Origin of the sequence: Roseovarius sp. TE539 (assembly GCF_003298505.1) — a bacterium.
Classification (GTDB): domain Bacteria; phylum Pseudomonadota; class Alphaproteobacteria; order Rhodobacterales; family Rhodobacteraceae; genus Roseovarius.
The window spans coordinates 106906-124412 of record NZ_QNGB01000012.1; the positions used below are offsets into that span (position 1 = coordinate 106906).

14 protein-coding genes are annotated in these 17507 nt (G+C 63.9%); 6 read left to right on the forward strand and 8 right to left on the reverse strand.

Going from position 1 to position 17507, the window contains the following annotated elements; translation table 11 throughout:
• Positions 1–15: 15 nt before the first annotated feature.
• Genes puhA through bchF form a run of 8 tightly spaced genes read right to left on the reverse strand, consistent with a single transcriptional unit; the run spans position 16 to position 10799 of the window.
• Positions 16–780, reverse strand: a complete 765-nt coding sequence (gene puhA / locus DQW77_RS09790; RefSeq protein WP_113258036.1) for a photosynthetic reaction center subunit H — start codon at positions 778–780, stop codon at positions 16–18.
• Positions 781–808: 28 nt separating this feature from the next.
• Positions 809–2251: a PucC family protein gene (locus DQW77_RS09795; RefSeq protein WP_181711229.1), complete on the reverse strand. Its 1443-nt coding sequence runs from the start codon at positions 2249–2251 to the stop codon at positions 809–811.
• Positions 2248–2928 (reverse strand): magnesium protoporphyrin IX methyltransferase, encoded by a 681-nt coding sequence (gene bchM, locus DQW77_RS09800; protein WP_113258037.1) that lies wholly within the window; start codon positions 2926–2928, stop codon positions 2248–2250. Before bchM ends, DQW77_RS09795 begins: the two co-directional genes overlap by 4 nt.
• Entirely contained in the window at positions 2928–3824 is an 897-nt protein-coding gene (gene bchL, locus DQW77_RS09805; RefSeq protein ID WP_113258038.1) for a ferredoxin:protochlorophyllide reductase (ATP-dependent) iron-sulfur ATP-binding protein, read from the reverse strand. Before bchL ends, bchM begins: the two co-directional genes overlap by 1 nt.
• A gap of 31 nt (positions 3825–3855) precedes the next feature.
• Positions 3856–7428, reverse strand: a complete 3573-nt coding sequence (locus DQW77_RS09810; RefSeq protein ID WP_113258039.1) for a magnesium chelatase subunit H — start codon at positions 7426–7428, stop codon at positions 3856–3858.
• Positions 7418–8971, reverse strand: coding sequence for a ferredoxin:protochlorophyllide reductase (ATP-dependent) subunit B (gene bchB / locus DQW77_RS09815; protein ID WP_113258040.1), 1554 nt, complete (start codon positions 8969–8971; stop codon positions 7418–7420). The genes DQW77_RS09810 and bchB overlap by 11 nt, the downstream gene beginning before the upstream one ends.
• Positions 8968–10314, reverse strand: a complete 1347-nt coding sequence (locus tag DQW77_RS09820) for a ferredoxin:protochlorophyllide reductase (ATP-dependent) subunit N (protein WP_113258041.1) — start codon at positions 10312–10314, stop codon at positions 8968–8970. Before DQW77_RS09820 ends, bchB begins: the two co-directional genes overlap by 4 nt.
• On the reverse strand, positions 10311–10799 hold the full coding sequence (gene bchF / locus DQW77_RS09825; protein WP_113258042.1) for a 2-vinyl bacteriochlorophyllide hydratase: 489 nt from the start codon (positions 10797–10799) through the stop codon (positions 10311–10313). The genes DQW77_RS09820 and bchF overlap by 4 nt, the downstream gene beginning before the upstream one ends.
• Before the next feature lie 246 nt (positions 10800–11045).
• Between bchF and DQW77_RS09830 the strand changes: the two genes are divergently transcribed.
• The 6 genes from DQW77_RS09830 to idi all read left to right on the forward strand — a co-directional run bounded on the left by DQW77_RS09830 (position 11046) and on the right by idi (position 17375).
• A complete protein-coding gene (locus DQW77_RS09830) occupies positions 11046–11948 on the forward strand; it encodes a cobalamin B12-binding domain-containing protein (RefSeq protein WP_258523811.1) in 903 nt (300 codons plus the stop codon).
• A 33-nt stretch (positions 11949–11981) separates the two neighbouring features.
• Positions 11982–13412 (forward strand): transcriptional regulator PpsR, encoded by a 1431-nt coding sequence (ppsR, locus tag DQW77_RS09835; RefSeq protein ID WP_113258044.1) that lies wholly within the window; start codon positions 11982–11984, stop codon positions 13410–13412.
• Positions 13413–13483: 71 nt separating this feature from the next.
• Positions 13484–14392: a chlorophyll synthase ChlG gene (gene chlG / locus DQW77_RS09840; RefSeq protein ID WP_113258045.1), complete on the forward strand. Its 909-nt coding sequence runs from the start codon at positions 13484–13486 to the stop codon at positions 14390–14392.
• Complete coding sequence (locus DQW77_RS09845) at positions 14392–15681, forward strand: BCD family MFS transporter (RefSeq protein ID WP_113258046.1); 1290 nt, start codon at positions 14392–14394, stop codon at positions 15679–15681. Before chlG ends, DQW77_RS09845 begins: the two co-directional genes overlap by 1 nt.
• Before the next feature lie 3 nt (positions 15682–15684).
• Positions 15685–16863, forward strand: a complete 1179-nt coding sequence (locus tag DQW77_RS09850; protein ID WP_113258047.1) for a geranylgeranyl diphosphate reductase — start codon at positions 15685–15687, stop codon at positions 16861–16863.
• Complete coding sequence (gene idi, locus DQW77_RS09855; protein ID WP_113258048.1) at positions 16860–17375, forward strand: isopentenyl-diphosphate Delta-isomerase; 516 nt, start codon at positions 16860–16862, stop codon at positions 17373–17375. The genes DQW77_RS09850 and idi overlap by 4 nt, the downstream gene beginning before the upstream one ends.
• The last annotated feature ends 132 nt before the right edge of the window (positions 17376–17507 follow it).

Here is a 17507-nt window from a genome sequence, read left to right on the forward strand (position 1 = left end):
TCTCCCTTGCGGCTCTCAGCCCAGTTGCGGTTCGAGCCGCTCTTCGCTCGCGTAGAGGGTGCCGCCGGCGTAGTAGCCGCAGATCTTGTCCTCCTCGAGCAGGGTCACCTGCCGTGGCGAGGCGTGCTGCGGTACGCCGGCGAAGTGCCGGGCAAAGATCGAGCGGACCTTCACACGGTCCGATTTGATCCGCGCCATGGTCAGGGGAACGAGCCGCTTGCCGCCACCTTCGAGTTCCATTTCAAGATAGCGCACCAATTGTTCGGGTTCGTCGATCCACATGTCGGTGATATGTCCGGCGGTGCCGCCGTCACCACCGACCACCGGCAGGCCGCGCGGATCGCGGCCCGCGGCCACGTGATAGTGATCGGTCGCCGACATCGGCACGATCTTGGGATGGCCGGCGCCGTCAAGTTCGGGCAGGTCGCGGCGCGGCGCCCAGGATGCGGGCCCGACACCATCGGCCATCGGATCACCGGTGGGCACAAAGGGAAATCCGTTTCCGGCGGCGGTCTTTGCCAGGGCAAGATCCGTGCGGTCCGGGTTTTGCCCCGAGGGTACCGTCACCTCGCCGCGGCCATGCGGCAGCCTGAATGTCTTGTCATCCGGTACCGGGAACAGGCCCTGGTTGGCGGCTTCCCTGCCGTCATCGTCCTCGAGCGGATAACCCTCGCGCATGTTCTCGCGCTGGATATAGTAGATCAGCAGCGCGAAGAAGATCCAGAATAACCAGATCGAGACGCTCGCGAGGTCGAAATTTCCGAAAAATGGTTCAGTCATGTCTTTGTCCTTTCCGAGGATCGTCGGGTCATGTCGGGAAATCTGCCAGGCCGATACGGGCGGATCCGGGTTTGCCGGGGGGGTCGCCGTGACGGGCGAACCGCACCAGCGGCCCAAGGGCTGCGAGGGTGAGGAAAAGAAGCCCGATCTCCACGTGGTAAACGAAGGAATACCCGGTGGCGGGCGTATCCAGCGCCTCCCCGAGCGCGCCGGAGGTGGCCAGGGCGCCGACCCAGTCGCGCAAGCCGCCGCCCAGGGCGATCGCGAGACCGGCGGCCGTGGCCTGTGCGGCCCCCCAGGCCCCGAGGGCGAGACCGTGCCCGGCGGTGCCGCGCGCGGGCATCTTCATCGCCGCCGTCAGGGTCGAGACGGAAAAGAGCCCGCCACCCAGGCCGATAAGGCCGGCCCCGGTGAAGAACATCACCGGCGACGCCATCGGGGCGGCGAATATCACCACGGAAAACGAGACGATCCCCGCCAGAATGCCGATGCCGGCAATGCGGAAGGGGTCGCGCCCCGCGGCCAGCATCCGCGCCGCGATGCCAAAGCCGAAAAGCGCCCCGGCGGCCCAGATCGCGGTGAGCATCGTGGTCGCCGAAACCGAAAGGCCCAGGATCTCGCCACCGTAAGGTTCGAGCAGCACGTCCTGCATGTTGAATGCCATCGTGCCCATGAACACCACGGCCAGCAGCCGGCCGGCCTGGCCGCCCTGCATGAGGTCGGACCACGCATCACGAAAGCGCGGGCGCGGTGCCGCGCGTTCCGTGCGGGTCATCGGGCGGACCTTTTCCTGTTTCCACAGTGCTATCAGGTTGAGTGTGATTCCGACGACGGCGGCGCCCTGCACCACGCGCACCAGACGCAACGGCGAGAAATCCGTCAGGAGCCAGCCGACGATCACCGCCGACAGGCCCATTCCCAGCAGGAACATGACGTAAAGCAGGGCCACGACACGCGGGCGGGTCGCATCATCGGCGCGGTCAGTGGCAAGGGCCAGCCCCGCGGTCTGGGTCATGTGCAGCCCGAGCCCGGTCATGAGAAATGCCAGCGCGGCCAGCACCTCGCCTGCGAAGGGCACGTCATGCACGGTTTCGCCTGAGAGCACCAGAAGCGCGAATGGCATGACCGCGAGGCCACCCATCTGCCAGAGTGATCCGAACCAGAGATACGGAATACGCTTCCAGCCGATGGCGCTGCGATACGTGTCGGACCGGAAGCCCAGCAAGGTCCGGAACGGCGCGATCAGGACGGGCAGGGCGATCATCACCGCCACGATCACCGCAGGCACTGAAAGCTCTACGATCATGACCCGGTTCAGCGTGCCGAGCAGCATCACCGTGGCCATACCGACCGAAACCTGAAACAGCGACAGCCGCAGCAGTTGTGCCATCGGCAATCCATCGCTCGCGGCGTCCGCGAAGGGCAGGAACCGCGTGGTCAGCTGCTTCAGTTGATCGGGGCGAAGGATCACGGGGCCAGCTCCATCGCCTGGGAAATGTAGAAACCGCGGCTAATGCGCCGCAGTGGCGTCAAGCGGTCCGCCATGCCGGCCACGGCAAGCGCCCGGCTCAACTGCCGCGGGGCGTGCGGCACCATCGTCGGAGAGCGGTCCGCGCGCGGGAAAACCTGTCCGACGCGCCACATCGCCATCAGCAGCGGCGTGCGGGGCGCCACGGTGAAGATGATCCGTCCGGCAGTGCGATCGCCGAGCCGGTTCAGGGCATTCACCAGGTCCGGGCGTGTGTAGTAGATCAGGCTGTCCATCGCCACCACGTGGTCGAAATGCCCGAGCTCTGGATCAAGCATGTCGCCGGTGTGAAAGTTCACACGGGCATCGAGGCGGGAAGGCAGCCGCCTTTGGGCGATATCCACCAGGGATGGCGAGATGTCGACGGCCACCACATCGGCGCCGCGCGCGGCCAGTTCGGCCGTCATCTGACCGGCGCCACACCCGGCATCCAGCACCCGGCACCCGGAAAGGTCATCCCCCAGGCGCGCCAGGATCGCGGCCCGCATCGCGGTCCGGCCGGCCCGTACCGTCCGGCGGATGCGGCTTACCGGTGCATCGCTTGTCAGGCGCGCCCAGACCTCTGTGGCGGAATGGTCGAAATAGGTCTCGACACGAGCGCGCGTGGCTTCGTAGGTCATCAATCGAATCCCAGCAGTTCGAATATGTCGCGATCCTCCATCGGGGCGGGTGCCAGCCCCTCGGTGCCGTTCCACAGCGTCTCGGCGAGGCGGACATATTCCTTGCGGCAGGCGACGATGTCCTCGTCGTCGTCCATCTCGAAAAGCGTCTTCTTCTTGAGCCGGGAACGGCGGATGGCGTCGACATCCGGCATGTGAGCGATCCGGTTGAACCCGACCTTGCCGCAATAGCGGTCCACCTCGTCGGTGTCTTTCGAACGGTTGGCGACGCAGCCCGCCAGCCGAACCTTGTAATTCTTCGACTTGGCCTGCACCGCGGCGATGATCCGGTTCATCGCGTAGATCGAATCGAAATCGTTGGCGGTGACGATCATCGCCCGGTCCGCATGCTGAAGGGGGGCTGCGAATCCGCCGCAGACCACATCGCCCAGCACGTCGAAGATCACCACATCGGTGTCTTCCAGCATGTGGTGCTGCTTGAGGAGTTTCACGGTCTGCCCCACGACATACCCGCCGCAGCCGGTGCCCGCGGGCGGACCGCCGGCCTCCACGCAATGCACCCCGCCCCAGCCGCGGGTGACGAAATCCTCGGGGCGCAGTTCCTCGGGATGGAAATCGACCTCCTTGAGAATGTCGATCACGGTCGGTTGAAGCTGGCCGGTCAGGGTGAAGGTGCTGTCATGTTTGGGATCGCACCCGATCTGCAGGACGCGCTTGCCCATCTTCGCGAAGGCGGCGGAAAGATTGGAGCTGGTCGTCGATTTGCCGATGCCCCCTTTCCCGTAAACCGAAAAGACCTTTGCGCCGTCTATCTTCATTGCAGGGTCCTGGTGAACCTGCACGGATCCCTCGCCGTCCTGGCCTCCGAGATTCGGAATGTCATCACGCGGGCTCATTCTGTGCCAGTCCTTCCTGTCATTTCATGGGTCATTCTGCTGCCACCCCTTCAAGCCGGTCTTCGAGTGTCGCGGCTGCATCGCGGAGTGCGGCGAGCGTCGTTTCGTCGGGCTGCCAGTAGGCGCGGTCATGCGCTTCAAGCAGACGGTTTGCCATGCGCGAGGAGGCTGCGGAGTTGAGGTCCGTCAGGCGCTGGCGCATGGCGTCATCGAGTACGAAGGTTTCCGAAATCCGCTGATAAACCCACGGCTCCACCTGTCCGGTGGTGGCGGACCAGCCCATGGTATTGGTGACATGGCTCTCGATCTGGCGGACCCCCTCGGCGCCATGCTGAAGCAGCGCCTCGTGGAATTTCGGGTTGAGCGTGCGGGACCGCGTCTCAAGCGCGACCTGATCCGCGAGTGTCCGGATCTTTCCGGCGCCGCGGGTCGTATCGGAGATGTAGACGGGTGTTTCCCGTCCGCCGCGGGCCCGTTTCACCGCACGGGAAATTCCGCCCAGAGTGTCGAAGTAGTGATCGACGGAGGTGATGCCCAGTTCGACGGATTCGATGTTCTGATAGGCCAGATCGACATCGCGCAGGGCCTTGTTCAGCAGTGAGTCGCTTTGCCGGGCCTTGCCATTGACGCCATAGGCGAAGCTCTTGCGCGCCACATAGGCGTCGGCCAGCTCATCCTCGTCATCGAATGCGGAGCTGTCGACCAGAAGGTTGACATTGGACCCGTAGGCGCCCTCGGCGTTCGAAAAGACGCGCAGCGCGGCGGTTTCCATGTCGCACCCTTCCTCGGCCATGTAGGACAGGGCATGGGCGCGGATGAAGTTCTGCTCGGGCGGTTCGTCGGCAGAGGCCGCCAGATAAGCGGCTTCCGCCAGAAGCCGTGTCTGCAGGGGCAGAAGATCACGGAAGATACCCGAGAGCGTCATGATCACGTCGATGCGCGGACGTCCGAGTTCGGCGAGCGGGATGAGGTCGGCTCCGGACAGGCGGCCGAAACTGTCGAATCGGGCCTTCGCCCCCATCAGCGCAAGCGCCTGCGCCAGGGGCGCCCCGTCGGACTTGATGTTGTCCGAGCCCCAAAGAACCAGCGCGACGGAACGCGGCAGATCATGATGGGTGTCGAGCAGCAGGTTTGCCTGCCGCGCGCCTTCCCGGCAGGCCAGCTCCGTCGGCATGCGGAACGGATCGAACGCGTGAATGTTTCGGCCCGTCGGCAGGATATCGGGAGAGCGGATCAGATCACCGCCGTGGACAGGTGCGGTGAAACGACCGTCGAGCGCGTTCAGCAGAGCGGGAATTTCCGTGTCCTGCCGCAGCAGGTTGTCGACACGGGCGCGCGTCGCGTCGTCCGCATCCGTCATCAGGGCGATGTAGTCGGCGCGCGCGTCATCCGTCATCGGGCGCCCCATGACGTGCAAGCCCTCCGGGATCAGCGCCGACTCCGTTTCGAGCAGTTCGAGCCACAGCGTGTCCGGATCGGAGCCGTCCATGTCCACGGTTTCCGCCTGCTCGCGGATCAGCATCTCGATCTCCGCGCGCCCGGGCCCGTCCGGGGGCGTCTGACGCCAGCGTGTCAGGCTGTCCTTGAGTTCGGAAAGGCCCTTGTAGAGCCCCGAGCTGGCCAGCGGCGGGGTCAGGTGGGTGATGGTCACGGCCCCGGAGCGGCGCTTGGCCAGGGTCGCCTCGGAAGGATTGTTGGAGGCATAGAGATAGACATTCGGCATGTCCCCGATAAGGCGGTCGGGCCAGTCGTCAGCCCCGAGGCCGGCCTGCTTGCCGGGCATGAATTCCAGCGCACCGTGCATACCGAAATGCAGGATCGCATCGGCGCGGAAGGTATTCTTCAGCCAGAGATAGAACTGCGTGAAGGCGTGGGTTGGTGCAAAGCCGCGCTGAAACAGCAGGCGCATCGGGTCGCCCTCGTAGCCAAAGGCGGGCTGAAGACCGACGAAGACCTTGCCGAACTGCGCCCCGAGCACAAAGACGCCGCGCCCGTCAGACTGGACCTTGCCGGGGGCCGGGCCCCATTGCGCCTCGATCTCGTTCAGCCAGGGCGTGCCATTGACGATGTCGTCGGCCCCGACATGCGCGGCGACATTGGCCTCCTGACCGTATCTTTGCGCCGTGCCTTCAAGCACCGCCTCGCGCAGGGCCTCCACGCTTTCGGGCGGCGTCAGGTCATAGCCGCGTTCGGCCAGTGCGTGCAGCGTGTTGTGAAGTGACCGGAACACATCAAGGTAGGCGGCCGTGCCTGCCGCGCCGGCATTGGGCGGGAACCCGAACAGGACGATACCGAGGCGGCGTTCATGCGCGCGGGACCGACGCAGGACGGCAAGGCGGTCGACCCGCGCCGCCAGTTTCTCGATGCGCTCGGGGCACGGTGCCATCGCCTTGACATCCGACGCGCTGCGGCAGGCGCGGGCGCAGCCGGTGCAGGTATCCTGTCCGTGGCGCCCGGCGAAGACGCTCGGATTGGTGGCGCCGTCCAGCTCGGGCAGGGCGATGAGCATGGTTGTTTCTATCGGGCCGAGACCCTGCGCGGAATTGGCCCATTGGCCAAGCGTCTGGAATTCGAGCGGATGGGCCGCGACATAGGGAACATCGAGGGTTCCAAGGGATTCGACGGCGGCATCGGTGTCATTGTAGGCGGGTCCCCCGACCAGTGAGAACCCGGTAAGCGACAGCAGTGCGTCGATTTTCGCGCCGTGTTCGTCCTGGAAGAAGGAGTCGATTGCCGGGCGCCCGTCGAGACCGCCGGCGAAAGCGGGCAGCACGCGCAGGCCGCGGGCTTCAAGCGCCCGGATGACGGCATCGTAATGCGCTGTATCGGCCGAAAGCACATAGCTGCGCATCATCAGCAGCCCGACCGTGGCGCGCGGCGCCTCCGGTTGCGGCAGGTCTGTGGCATTGGTGGTGATGCGGCCCGGCAGATCGGGGTGGTAAAGTCCTGTATCCGGGTAATCCAGAGGTTCGGGCGCCCGCGTGCCGCGCCAGGCCTCGTGGCGGCAGTAGCGGGACACGAGAAAGCGCACCATCGCCTCGATATTCTCGTCGGATGCCCCGAGCCAGTATTGCATCGTCAGGAACCATGCACGTAGATCCTGCGCCTTGCCCGGGATCAGCTTGAGTATTCGCGGAAGGCGACGCAGCATGCGCATCTTCTTGGCGCCGCTGTCGGGTTTGCCCGGCTTGCCGGAGCCGCGAAGTTTCCTGAGCAGCTTGCGGGTCCCCGATTCCGGCGCGGCCATGTCGAGCGTGCCCATGCGCGTCAGTTTGACGATCTGCGCATCGGCGATGACCCCGGCCATCGCGTCGCAGGTTTCGCGCCGGGCCCGGAGGTCGGGCAGGATCGCGTTCACATGCTCTTCCAGAAACAGCAGGTTGGCGATGACGATGTCGCCGGTTGCGATGGCCTCTTTCGCCGCTTCAAGAGCATCGGGGCACTCCCCCCATTCCGCCGCGGCGTGGACACTCAGGCTCAGCCCCGGGAAATCGGCCGCCAGCCTGTCCGCGACGCGGGCGCACGGGCCGGCAGCGTGGCTGTCCAGTGTGAGGATCACCACGCGGTAGGGCGCAGGGCCGGTTATATCGAGATCACCGCGCATAATGTGACTTGGCCTCGTACAATGTGTCTATGCTGATCTGGCTCAGGCCGCGCTCTGCCGCGAATGTTTCGGTGTTGCGCCGGGCCTTGCCACGGACGAAGAAGGGCACTTTCCGCAATTCCCGCTCGGCCTCTTCAAGCCAGGTCGCGGCGCCGTCCGCGGCGGGGGCCGGTTCCGGGTCGGAAGGGCCGGATGCCGGGGTGGTCCGTCCGGCGCTTTCCGGCCGCGGTGTTGCCTTGTGGCCGTGATGGCTCGCGCCCGCTGCATCGTGGAACTCGAAATCCTCGCGGAACATTGCCAGCAGGTGCTCTTCCAGCCCCATGACCAACGGGTGGACCCAGGTGTCGAAGATGACATTGGCGCCCTCGATCCCCATCTGCGGGCTGTAACGCGCCGGGAAATCCTGCACGTGAACCGGGGCCGAGATCACCGCACAGGGTATGCCGAGCCGCTTGGCCGTATGCCGTTCCATCTGGGTTCCGAGGATGAGTTCCGGCGCCAGCTCCTCGATCCTGGCCTCGACATCGAGATAGTCGTCCGAGATGAGGGCCTCGACGCCGTAATCCCGCGCCAGAGCCCGGATGGGACGCGCCATTTCGCGATTGTAGCAGCCCATGCCGACGACCTCGAAGCCCATCTCGTCGCGGGCGATGCGCGCCGCGGCCGCAACCTGTGTTCCGGCGCCGAAAATGAACACGCGCTTTCCTGTCAGATATGTCGAATCGACGCTGGCCGAATACCAGGGCTGGCGCAGGCGGCTGGTATCCAGGGTCGCCTCGAGCCCCGTGAGTTTGGCGACTTCGGCCGCGAAATCGCGTGTCGCACCCACGCCGATCGGGACGGTCCTGGTGAATGGCTGGCCGAGTTCGCGCTCCATCCAGCGGCAGGCGGCCTCGCCGGTTTCGGGGTACATCAGCACGTTGAAATGCGCCGCCCCGAGGCGCTTCAGATCACCGGGCGTTGCGCCATAGGGGGCCGTGACATTCACCTCGACCCCCAGATCCGACAACAATGCGGTGACTTCCGTGATGTCGTCGCGGTGCCGGAAGCCCAGGGCGGTGGGTCCGATGAGATTGCAGGTGATCGGCCCCGTGCGCGCCACGGGGCGGGCTAGCGCGCGGACGATCTGGAAAAAGGTTTCGTCGGCGCCGTAATTCTCCTTGCGCTGATAGCTGGGGAGTTCCAGCGGGATCACGGGAATCGGCAGGCCCATGGTTTCGGCCATGCCGCCGGGATCGTCCTGTATCAGCTCCGCGGTGCAGGACGCGCCGACGATCATCGCCTCGGGCTGGAAACGCGCGTGGGCTTCCTGACAGGCCGTCCTGAAGAGGTTGGCCGTGTCGCTGCCGAGATCGCGCGCCTGAAAGGTGGTGTAGGTGACCGGCGGCCGGTGATTGCGCCGTTCGATCATCGTGAACAGAAGATCTGCGTAGGTATCGCCTTGCGGCGCGTGCAGGACGTAGTGAAGGCCCTTCATCGCCGTGGCGACCCGCAGGGCGCCGACATGTGGTGGGCCTTCATATGTCCACACACTGAGCTTCATGACCGGCCTCCGGACGCGGGTGCGGGATCGGGGATGGCGCCGGGCGTCGCAGGATCACCTATATCTTCGGATTTCATCAGAAGTTGCCGCCGGTGGAGAGGGCGGGAGAACAGCCCCGCCAGATCGCCGGCCTGCTCGTAGAAGTGAACCGGGGTGAAAACCAGCTCGATCGCCCACTTGGTTGCCAGGCCCTCGGCCTCCAGCGGGTTCGCCAGGCCGAGCCCGCACACCGTCAGGTCGGGTTGCGCGGCCCGGCAGCGATCAAGCTGCAGGTCCACGTCCTGACCTTCCGAAATCGTCGGCCCCTGCGAAAGAAGATCCATGTCCGGGCCGACGACGCTCTTGTGTATGTAGGGCGCGCCGATTTCCACGGCCGTCATCCCGCATTCCCGTGTCAGGAAACGGGCGAGCGGAATTTCCAGCTGGCTGTCGGGGAAAAGGAACACCGATTTGCCATTCAGCGTCTCGGTCGCCTTGGCGACCGCGCGGCGTGCCCGGGCACGGGGGGCGTCGGTAACCGATTCGAATCGTTCCTTGTCGACGCCGAACTCGTGCGCGACGGCTGACAACCACCGGGTGGTGCCCTCCTCGCCAAACGGAAAAGGGGCCGGGATGTGGCGCGCGCCGCGCCGTTCAAGCGCCGAATGCGTTGCCCCGAGAAACGGCTGCGTCAGGGCGAAGACCGTTTCCGGCCCCACGGCGACCTCCTTGTTCGCGGTGCGGGCGGGAAGAACTGTCACCCGGTCGATTCCGAGTTTTTGCAAAAGGTCCAGCGCCTGATCCTCGACGACGTCGGGCAGGGCGCCGACAAGCATCAACTGGCGGTCCCGGGTTTCGGGCAGCGCGGGGACCATCGAAGCAAGACACGCGTCCTCGCCCTCGGTGAATGTCGTCTCGATGCCGGACCCCGAATAGTTGAGAACGCGCACTTTTGGCGCATGGCGTGCACTCAGCCGTTCGGCGGCACGGGAAAGATCCAGCTTGATCACCTCGGAGGGGCAGGAGCCGACCAGGAAGAGTTGCCGGATGTCGGACCGCCGGGCGAGAAGCCGATCGACCTCGCGCTCCAGCTCGTCCTGTGCGTCGGCCAGGCCGGCCAGATCGGTTTCCTCCAGTATGGCGGTGCCGAAACGGGGCTCGGCGAAGATCATCACGCCGGCCGCCGATTGAAGAAGGTGGGCGCAGGTGCGGCTTCCGACGACCAGAAAGAAGGCGTCCTGCATCTTGCGGTGTAGCCAGATGATTCCCGTCAGGCCGCAGAAAACCTCGTGCTGGCCGCGTTGCTTGAGGACCGGGGCATCCCGGCATCCGGCCGGGGCGGCAAGTGAGGATTGATGGGTCATGCCGTGGCCCCGCCCTGCAGGCGGGCCGCCCGCAGCTTGAGCAGGAATTGCCCCGCATTGATCACGTAGGCGGCGTAGGCTGCGAGCGCCAGGATCATCAGCCCGGTCGGCGAAAGCGCACCCGAAAACAGGGCCCAGACATACGCGGTATGAAGTGCGATCACGGCAAAGCTGAACACGTCTTCCCAAAAGAATGCGGGCGCGAAAAGATACTGACCGAAAACGATTTTTTCCCAGATCGCCCCGGTGACCATGATCAGGTAAAGGAATCCTGTCTTCGCAAGGATCGAATACGTCGCGGCGGCATATCCTTCGCCGGTCGTCAGAAAGCGCAGGACCAGCCCGAGCGAGACCAGGAAGACCAGGAATTGCGCCGGCGCCAGCACACCCTGGACAGTGGTCCAGACCGTGGTATCCCGGCGCTTCCGCTCGTCGCTCGTGTAGAGCGCGGCTTGATCCGGTTGTTGAGATTTCGCGGGCGCCATGCATCCCCTCGCAGGTCCTGTTCCCATGCAGTGATGCTATTTTCGGAATGGTAAAACTGTCAACAAAAATTTACACCAACCAGTACGGACCGTAAATTCAGGGTGAACACCGTTCTATTTGATCGCCCGCCCGCTCCGGGTGGTTATTTTTCATGTTTCTTTGGGCTGCACCGTTGCTTGACGCTCTGTGGATGCCGGTGTTTCCCAAAGTTGAGTCCAATTCGAGAATATGAATGTAAACAAAAATTGACATTTGATATCGGGCTGCGCAAACTATCTTTCAAGACGGGAGTTGGAAATAAGCCTAATAGTCGCGAACATTCAGCGCCGGGGGGGGGGAGACACATGGGCGACAAATCCGAAGCGGAGCCCTCTGGATTATCAGAAGATCAAGAGCCGGCCCTGCGAAATCTGGTGGAATCCGCGCTGCGCCGGGTGGCGTCGGTGAAAACGAGTTCCCGGCCACGCAGCAGAAACGAGTGGATCGAGCATTTCTGCGAAGCCCTGATGTCCGAATCGGAAACCAGCCACCATGCCGTGCTGTCGGCACTGGTCTCGAGCGGGGTCACTTCCGAGGAGGTCTTTCAGTCCTATGTGCCCGACGCGGCCCGGCGTCTGGGAGAGTTGTGGCTGAACGACCAGGCTACCTTCGTGGAGGTGACGGTTGGGGCATCGCGGTTGCAGGCGTTGTTCCGCAGGCAAGGGTCCGACGCGTCCGGCCGTTGGCTGGACCGCAGCATTCCGTTGGGGCAATCGGTCCTGATGATCACCCCGCAGTATGAACAGCATTCGCTGGGTGCGTTCGTGGCGGCGGACAACCTGCGCCGGCACGGCCTCTGGGTTCACATGGCGATCGGGCTGAATTACCAGGAAATCGCGGAAATGATCATCACAAGCCGCTTCGCGATGGTGGGAATCACCGCCTCAACATGGAATTCGGTTGAAAAAACCGCAAAAATCATCGAGTACATCCGGGCAAACGTGGAAGAGGTTCCGCCAATCGTGATCGGCGGGTATGCTGCTTCGGACCGGCAAGGTGTGGAAAAACTCTCCGGTGCTGATTATGTAGTGATGTCGGCTCGGGAAGCCATCGAAAGGTGCGGGCTGTCGACAACGGTGGAATCGCTGTCTGTGGATCAGGTGACCTGAGCGGGGCGGCATCGCTTTGAACTGGGGTAGGGTGTGACGCGGCAAGGACGTACTTCTGAAAGATTTCGCGCCGGTACTCTACCTGCTCCTGCGAATGTCGATGATCTTGTTGAACATGTCGCGGACCTGGCCGTTGTGCTGGGCCCAGACGATGTGGTTGAAGGCATCTCCGTGAATGCGGATTGCGCTTCGCTGGGGAGCCTCGACCATTGGGTCGGCCGTGAATTCCCCGCGTTCCTGACCGAGGAAAGCCGGCAGAAGTTTGCCGCGCGACGCGCGATGATGAAGGAAAGCCCGGGCTCGATGAGCCGCCCTGTCGAACTCAATCACTTCGACAATGCGACTTGGGAATTCCCGATCCGCTACACCATACACACCCTGAAAGACAGCGCATCGGTTCTTTTGATCGGTCGTGACATGCAGCCCATTGCGGAGGTTCAGCAACGCCTCGTCAAAGAGCAGCAAGCGCGCGAACGCGATCAGCAGAAGCTGCGCCGTGGCGAGACGTTTTTCCGTGTCGTTCTTGAGGCATCGGAGACGCCGATGGTTCTGGTGGATCCCGAAAGTGGCCGGATCCACGACGTGAACACCGCTGGCGCATCGTTGCTGGGGACCAAGACGGACATGCTTGACGGCAATGCCTTCTCTCAATGTTTCGAAGGGCGTCGCCGTAGCGAATTCATGGACGCGCTGCAGACAGCGGCCTCTTCCGAAGAGGTCAGGAGCATGGAACTGATCGCGCGGCGCAATGGCCGTGAAATCGGGCTGATTCCGCAGTATTTCCGCGCCGCCGGTGAGCTTTTCCTGCTGTGCCGCCTGTCCTCCATGGACGACGAGCAAGCCGGTGGATCGGAAGTGACGCAGTCGCTGGCCGCGCTGTTTTCTGCCACCAGTGATGCGATCGTCATGACAGATTCCAAAGGCGTCATCCGCGACGCCAACGAGGCATTCCTGATCCTGACGGACGCTGCTCAATTGCGGGATGTCAAGGAGAAGTCCCTGGGCGATTTCCTGGTCAGGGGGGCTGTCGATCTCAAGCTGATACTTGATGCGTCGATGAAGAAAGGCCGGATGCGAAGCTATGCAGCGCAGATCAGCAGCGTTGTGGGAACTCGCGCGACGGTCGACATTTCAGCGGCCCGTCTCCGGCAGCGGGGTGGCGACCTCGGGTATGGTTTCATCATCCGTGATGTGACGCAATCCGAAGCGGTCGATACCGATCCGGGCGCGGCAGCCGTCAGCGAAGATGCGATGAGGAACGTGATGGACCTTGTCGGCACCGCGTCCCTGAAGGAACTCGTTTCGGCAACATCCGATGTCGTGGAGAAGATGTGCATCGAAACCGCTTTGCAATTGTCGGGCAACAACCGGGTTGCGGCGGCGGAAATGCTCGGGCTTTCGCGTCAGAGCCTGTATGTCAAGCTGCGCAAGTATGGCATCCTGAGCGTAGACGCGGAGAGCTGACCGCGGATTCACCACGGCCGGCGGGCAGAAAAAGCTTTCATTGAACCATATTGTATAGTTTAATTGACACCATGAGTGTCATGTTTAACTTACAAACGACGAGGCGCTATCCCGACCCGCGCGCAGCCCTGACGCTGATCAAGCCGATCACATGGTTTCCACCGGTCTGGGCCTTCCTGTGCGGCGTGGTGTCTTCGGGGGTCGCGTTGCAGACCGCGCCGTGGCTCGTGGTGGCTGGCATGGTGCTGGCCGGACCCGTTGTCTGCGGGATGAGCCAGGCAGCCAACGACTGGTGTGATCGGCACGTCGATGCCATCAACGAACCGCACCGGCCCATCCCGTCGGGGGCGATTCCTGGGCGATGGGGGCTTTGGATCGCGATCGCAATGAGCGTGATCGCGCTGCTTCTGGGGTCTCTTCTCGGCCCCTGGGGCTTCGGGGCCACTGTCTTCGGGGTGCTCGCGGCCTGGGCCTATTCCGCGGAACCCCTGCGCCTGAAACGATCCGGGGTCTGGGGGCCGGCGCTTGTCGGGCTGTGCTATGAGGGGCTGCCGTGGTTCACCGGCGCGGCGGTGCTGTCGGCCGGGGCGCCGGCGTGGCCGGTCATCCTGATCGCGCTGCTTTATGCCGCGGGCGCGCACGGAATCATGACGCTGAACGATTTCAAGGCCCTGGAAGGGGACCGGCAAACGGGCGTGAATTCGTTGCCGGTATCCCTCGGGCCGGCCCGTGCGGCCCGCGTGGCCTGTTGGGTGATGGCGCTGCCGCAGGTGGCCGTCGTCACGGCACTGACGCTCTGGGACAAGCCATTCTTTGCGCTGGCCATTGGCGTTCTGCTTCTCGGCCAGTTCCGGGCAATGCACGTCTTGTTGCGCGATCCCGAGGGGCGGGCGCCATGGTACAACGGCACCGGTGTGATGATGTACGTCAGCGGCATGATGATCGCAGCCTTCGCCCTGCGGTCGCTGGGGGGCGGGTGATGAAGCTTGGCTGGATTGACATCCTTCGCCTGGGTCTCGTGCAGATGGCGCTTGGATCGGTCGTGGTTCTGACGACGTCGACGTTGAACCGTCTGATGGTGGTCGAACTTGCCTTGCCCGCGGTCCTGCCGGGGTTCCTGGTGGCTTTGCATTATGGAATTCAGATCACCCGGCCGAACTGGGGATTTCTTTCGGATGCCGGCGGGCATCGCACGTTCTGGATCATCGGCGGCATGGTGGCGCTGGCCCTCGGTGCATTTGGCGCGACCTTCGGCGTCATCCTTTTCGAGACCGGTTTCAGCACCGCGCTGGCCTTTTCAATCGCGTCCTACGCGCTGATCGGGGTGGGCGTGGGGGCGTCGGGCACTTCCCTGCTCGCGCTGCTGGCCACCGCGACCGCGCCGCATCGCCGGGCGGCGGCCGCGACGATTACCTGGTTGATGATGATCGCCGGGATTGCGGTGACGGCGGGAGTGGTCGGCCTGTTGCTGGACCCGTATTCGCCCGAGCTTCTGCTGAAGATCGTGGCGGTGGTGACGGCGGGGTCGGTGATCCTGACAGTCCTTGCGGTCCTTGGTATCGAAAGTCGCGTCCAGGCGGTTGCGCGCCCCCGTGACCGCACGCGCTTCGTCGACGGGATGCGCGAGGTCTGGGCAGAGCCCGCGGCGCGCAATTTCACGATCTTCGTATTCCTGTCGATGACGGCCTATTTCATGCAGGAACTGATCCTGGAGCCTTATGCCGGGCTGGTGTTCGGGTATTCCCCGGGTCAGTCCACGTCTCTCAGCGGGGTCCAGAACGGCGGGGTGTTCGCCGGAATGCTGACGGTGGGCATCGCGGCCACGGGCCTGCGCATCGGTTCGCTGCGCGGCTGGGTGATCGCGGGGTGTCTCGGTTCGGCGGGCAGCCTTGGCGTGATCACGATGCTGGGAACCGCGGCAGTGCCTGTGCTTCTTGCGCCGGCCGTAACCGTCCTGGGCTTTTTCAACGGGATGTTCGCGGTGGCCGCGATCGGCTCGATGATGGCGCTCGCAGGAAAGGGGCGCGGTGCGCGAGAGGGAACCCGGATGGGGCTCTGGGGTGCCGCTCAGGCCATTGCCGCCGGGTTTGGCGGTCTTCTTGGTGCTGCTGCCGTGGATGCGATGCGTGTTGTCCTGGTCGATGATGCGACCGCATTCGGCGTCGTCTTCGCAAGCGAGGGTGTGCTTTTCGTCCTGGCTGCGGTGCTGGCTCTGCGCGTGATCGAACAGGATCGCGGCCACTTTGGCGCGATCGTTCCGGAGGGATGAACCATGTATGACGTTGTTGTTGTCGGAGGTGGCCCGTCAGGGGCGACGGCGGCCGAGGATCTTGCCCGCGGCGGTCATAGCGTCGCCCTGCTGGACAGGGCAGGGCGGATCAAGCCCTGCGGCGGGGCCATTCCGCCGCAGCTTGTCAGGGAATTCGACATCCCCGAGGATCAACTCGTGGCAAGGATAAACACGGCGCGCATGATCTCGCCGCGTGGCCGAAAGGTGGATATCCCGATCGAGAACGGCTTCGTGGGCATGGTGAACCGTGAGGACTTCGACGAATTCCTGCGTGAAAGGGCCGGTCTTGGCGGGGCGGTGCGCGTCACCGGAACCTACAAGAGGATCGAACGGGACAGCGGTGGCACGCGTGTCATTTATCGTGACAAGCGCAGTGGCGAGGAGCGCGCGCTTCACACCCGGCTGGTCATCGGAGCGGATGGCGCCCGGTCCAATGTGGCGCGCGATGAGGTTCCCGGCTGCGACCGCATACCCTACGTTGTCGCCTATCACGAGATCATAGAGGCGCCAGATGCAGTCGGGGCGTATGATCCGGCGCGGTGCGATGTGATCTATGATGGCCGAATCTCGCCGGATTTCTACGGCTGGGTGTTTCCGCATGGCAAATCGGCCAGTGTCGGCATGGGCTCGATGGTCCGCGATGTGGACCTCAAGAGGGCGACGGCGGATCTGCGGGCCGCAAGCGGCCTTTCAGATTGCCGGACGATCCGGCGCGAGGGGGCGCCGATCCCGCTAAGGCCGCTGGACCGTTGGGACAACGGGCGGGATGTGGTGCTTGCCGGGGATGCGGCGGGTGTCGTCGCGCCAAGCTCGGGCGAAGGCATCTATTATGCCATGGTCGGCGGGCGCGCGGCGGCGACGGCCGCGGCGGCATCCCTCCGGTCCCGGCGTGTCCGCGACCTGCGATTGGCACGACAGCTTTTCATGCGCGACCACAAGACGGTTTTCCGGGTTCTCGCCTCGATGCAGAATGCCTATTACAGATCGGACGATCGCCGTGAGCGTTTCGTCTCGCTGTGTCATGACATCGATGTTCAACGTCTGACCTTCGAGGCCTATATGAACAAGAAGCTCGTCAAGGCCCGGCCCATGGCACATTTGAGGATAGGTTTGAAGAATCTGGCGCACCTGACGCGGCTTGTTCCGGCCTGCCACACATGAGCGATTTCATTCCCACCTGGGTTGATGGCGATCTTGTCGCTGTCGAGAAGCTGGAAGCGCATCGCAAGGGGCTTCTGCACAAGGCGGTCTCGGTTTTCGTGCTGTGTGGCGAAGACGTCCTGATTCAGCGCCGCGCGATGGGAAAATATCATACACCGGGCTTGTGGGCGAATACTTGTTGCACGCATCCCCGGTGGGGTGAAGCCTCGAAAGCCTGCGCGCAACGCCGCCTGCGGGAGGAGCTCGGGATCACCGGGCTGAGCCTGAGGTATCGCGAACAGATCACTTACCGGGCAGATGTCGGCGGGGGGCTTGTCGAACATGAGTGTGTCGACATCTTTGCGGCGGACGTGCCCGATCCCGTGAAGCCGGTGCCGGATCCGGAAGAAGTGATGGACGTGGCGTGGATCGACATGAGCGAACTGTCGCAGCAGGTACGGCGCGAACCGGCAAAATTCACCCCCTGGCTGCGCATCTACTTGGTCGATCACGCCGACCGGATTTTCGCCTGATCCCTTAGGCGGCGTCTGCATTTAGGGGATTCCCAAATCGGTTCTCGTTTGATTCAAGATCAAAAACGGGAGGCGATCTTGAGCAGACGGACTTTGACAGACAGGCAGTGGGCGATCATCGAACCTTTGGTT

Coding starts and splice junctions, on each gene's coding strand:
- puhA (WP_113258036.1), bottom strand. CDS start 780: ATGACTGAACCATTTTTCGGAAATTTCGACCTCGCGAGCGTCTCGATC.
- bchM (WP_113258037.1), bottom strand. CDS start 2,928: ATGACCTACGAAGCCACGCGCGCTCGTGTCGAGACCTATTTCGACCAT.
- bchL (WP_113258038.1), bottom strand. CDS start 3,824: ATGAGCCCGCGTGATGACATTCCGAATCTCGGAGGCCAGGACGGCGAG.
- DQW77_RS09810 (WP_113258039.1), bottom strand. CDS start 7,428: ATGCGCGGTGATCTCGATATAACCGGCCCTGCGCCCTACCGCGTGGTG.
- bchB (WP_113258040.1), bottom strand. CDS start 8,971: ATGAAGCTCAGTGTGTGGACATATGAAGGCCCACCACATGTCGGCGCC.
- DQW77_RS09820 (WP_113258041.1), bottom strand. CDS start 10,314: ATGACCCATCAATCCTCACTTGCCGCCCCGGCCGGATGCCGGGATGCC.
- bchF (WP_113258042.1), bottom strand. CDS start 10,799: ATGGCGCCCGCGAAATCTCAACAACCGGATCAAGCCGCGCTCTACACG.
- chlG (WP_113258045.1), top strand. CDS start 13,484: ATGAGTGTCATGTTTAACTTACAAACGACGAGGCGCTATCCCGACCCG.
- DQW77_RS09845 (WP_113258046.1), top strand. CDS start 14,392: ATGAAGCTTGGCTGGATTGACATCCTTCGCCTGGGTCTCGTGCAGATG.
- DQW77_RS09850 (WP_113258047.1), top strand. CDS start 15,685: ATGTATGACGTTGTTGTTGTCGGAGGTGGCCCGTCAGGGGCGACGGCG.
- idi (WP_113258048.1), top strand. CDS start 16,860: ATGAGCGATTTCATTCCCACCTGGGTTGATGGCGATCTTGTCGCTGTC.